The following is a 2,759-nucleotide window of genomic DNA, read 5'->3' as shown; positions in this document are numbered from 1 at the left end:
CTTTGCCCTCGGGGCGCTTGAAGTCACCATCGCCTAAAGAGGCACGAAGCTCTTCTTCGATCTCTGATTCGAACTTGTCGCCGTAGGCCATGGCCAGGGTCTTGCCCTCAAGCGCATATGGCTCAACCAGGTCGCGAACACCAGGCATATCTAGCTCTTTGGCAATTGCCAGCTTGATGCAGTGATCACAGGTTGAGGCGCGCATTAAGTCGCGAGTATTGAAAGCCCAAATGTTTGGGGTGCTGCTGTCGTCTTTTAATTTATACATGCGGATCTCTCCAAGATTTTGTTAGAGCTGGTCGCCCAGCTGTTTTCTTTGTATGGAGATTGTCCCACGACCCACTGACATTTAAGCGGCCAGGGGTATCGGTGTTGAAAACTAAAGGGTCGCGAGTACCGCGGCGAGGTCGGCCTTGGTTGGTGGCTCGGCGCCGGCACGCTCACAGGTGATTGATGCGGCGATTCCGGCGGTCCAAACGAACTCGCGCAAAACGTCGTCGCTCAAATTCTGCAGGCGGTCGAATGGGTCGGTTCCCAAAGCGTCAACATCGGAAAGTTGGCCAAGCAAGTTTGCGCAGAAGGTGTCTCCCGCGCCGACTGTGTCAACCACATTGATTTTGCGCGATGCCACATCAAAACGAACGCGTGATCCGTCTGCTGCCAAACGGTACACCGATACTCCGTCGCCGCCGCGAGTAATGAAAACGTGACGAGCACTGTCGCCGATCCACTTCCAAACCACCTTGTCAACATCTTCGCCATCGGCCATGTCGTACAACCAGTGAATGTCTTCGTCAGATGCCTTGATGATGTGCGAGATGTCGTTGATACGTTCAACGCGCAGACGTTCGTGATTGCGCTCGAAACCAAGTGCCGGGCGAATGTTGATGTCGTGACTAATGGTCACAGACTTTTGCTTGAAGTGTTCGCGAGCCCAGTCTTCGATTACCAAGTTGCCCGGGCCCATTGCCATGGTCAAGCAACCAAATTGAATTGCGGTTGCGTGCATGTTTTCAAGATCTGCATCGGTTGGTAGTTCTTCCGGGGTCCAGGCCCAGTCGGCGGTGCCATTCACGTAGAACGCGTAGCTTGGTACACCGGCAGAGTCCAAAGAAATAGTGACCAGGGTGCTTTGCTCTGACGCAGAAATTGCGTGATCCAAACCAACGTGATTGGCCTCAAGTTTGGCGCGAATGATCTTGCCGAATCCATCGTTAGAAATACGGGCCAAAAATTGTTGCGGGGTTCCGCGGCGAGCCAGCGCAATCGAGACGTTGGCATTTGCGCCACCAACAATTGCGTTGAACGAACCGGCCTGGTGGCGGTTCTCGAATAGGTCAATTAGGGCTTCGCCAATTACAAGGATCATGCCAAAAGTTTAGGGGGATAGGCTGGTTGCATGAACAGGATTCCGCTAGCTAAACGTGCAATTGCCCTTCCGCTTATCGGTCTATTTGTAGCTTGGTTGGCCTTTATGGGAGCCGCTCTGGCCGACCTATACGTGCCACAGACGCACTATGACAACAACGGCAACGCGGTCTTCGTGCAAGAGGTATTCCACGTGGCCCCTTACCTTTATCTACTTGGTATTGCCGCGGTGGCGTTTGGCTCGCTGATCGCGCAGGGCTGGGCAGTTCGTGCCCGCCGCGAGGCCGCCGACGCAAGCGCACTTGCCCGTTCCGCACAGCGCTTCACCACCCTTGGAATCATTCTTGGTTTGGCCGGCGGTGCAATCTTTGCAATCGGCAACTTCATGGGCGCCTTCAACTCTTACTCTGGCCGCGCCGAGAACCCGGTGCTTCGTATCTTTAGCGTTTACGTTCCAATTCTGTTGGCCACCGGTTTAGTGGTTTACGTTTTGCTTGCTGCGTTTGTATTCCGTCACGATGAAACACCAAACACCGATGGTTCCAAGCGCAAAATGTCTGACGCACAAAAGGCCCTTGGCTTGGGTTATGCGATTCCAATCCTTGCAACTGCCGTAGCAATTATTTTTGGTCTTGGTGTTTACGACGTTACTCGCACCAACCTGCAGGTTTGGGTTTGGGTAATCATCATTGCAATCGTGGCAACGGGAGTTGTGTTTGGTACTCGCTTCGCAGCAAAGGCAAAGTCGGCAACACCGGCTGCACCAAAACCGCGCACCGCACTCGCCGCCGGAGCTGCAAATCTAAACCTCGTGCTTTCAATTGTTTTTGGATCAGTTGTCACAATCATGGCTTTCTCATTTGGCGCAGAGGCAATCAACAAGTTGCGCACCTGGAGTGAACCGGCCGCAGATTGCAAGATGTCTGATTGCATTTCGGAACCAACCATCAACGCACCAACCTGGAATTGGTTGATTCAAGAACTGGCACCGGCAAAGGTTTTGTTGCTTCTAGCTATCGTTGGAATTTTCATCACCATTACCGAACGCAATAAAGAGAGCAAATAGTTTGAAGTACTTTGCATCGGGGTTATTGTTCGACAACGACGGCGTACTGGTTGACTCACACGAGGCAGCGCGCATTGGTTGGGAACAATGGTCTAAAGAGTTCGCGCCAAACTTCTTTTGGGATCAACCTGAAAACAGTGGAGTGCGTGCGGAAGACAAGGTTCGCCAACTCGTAGCAGCCGAACTTTTTGAAACGGCTAACTTTCGCATCAACGAGCTGGAACAAGTAACCGCACACCTGACCACGCCGCTACCTGGGGCAGTTGAACTTTTGACCTCTATGCCAGCTGGGATCTGGACGGTTTGTACCTCGGCCAACGCCAAC

The 2,759-nt window shown here is 52.9% G+C and carries 3 protein-coding genes and 1 pseudogene; 2 read left to right on the top strand and 2 right to left on the bottom strand.

Translation table 11 applies throughout. The annotated features are described in order from the left end of the window. On the bottom strand, positions 1-268 hold a 268-nt coding region (locus Q0L26_RS05775), incomplete at its 3' end, for a hypothetical protein (protein WP_296648622.1). Positions 269-379: 111 nt separating this feature from the next. Then, a complete protein-coding gene (locus tag Q0L26_RS05770; protein ID WP_296648618.1) occupies positions 380-1,369 on the bottom strand; it encodes a carbohydrate kinase in 990 nt (329 codons plus the stop codon). A 30-nt stretch (positions 1,370-1,399) separates the two neighbouring features. On the opposite strand from Q0L26_RS05770, the gene Q0L26_RS05765 reads away from it, so the two are divergent. Continuing rightward, entirely contained in the window at positions 1,400-2,434 is a 1,035-nt protein-coding gene (locus tag Q0L26_RS05765; RefSeq protein WP_296648616.1) for a hypothetical protein, read from the top strand. A gap of 1 nt (position 2,435) precedes the next feature. Next, positions 2,436-2,759, top strand: a pseudogene (locus Q0L26_RS05760) (hypothetical protein); the annotation flags it as partial.

The organism is Rhodoluna sp. (assembly GCF_024641065.1).
Lineage (GTDB): Bacteria > Actinomycetota > Actinomycetes > Actinomycetales > Microbacteriaceae > Rhodoluna.
Note: the sequence above shows the minus strand (reverse complement) of the source record. Positions and strands in the feature narration are given on the sequence as shown.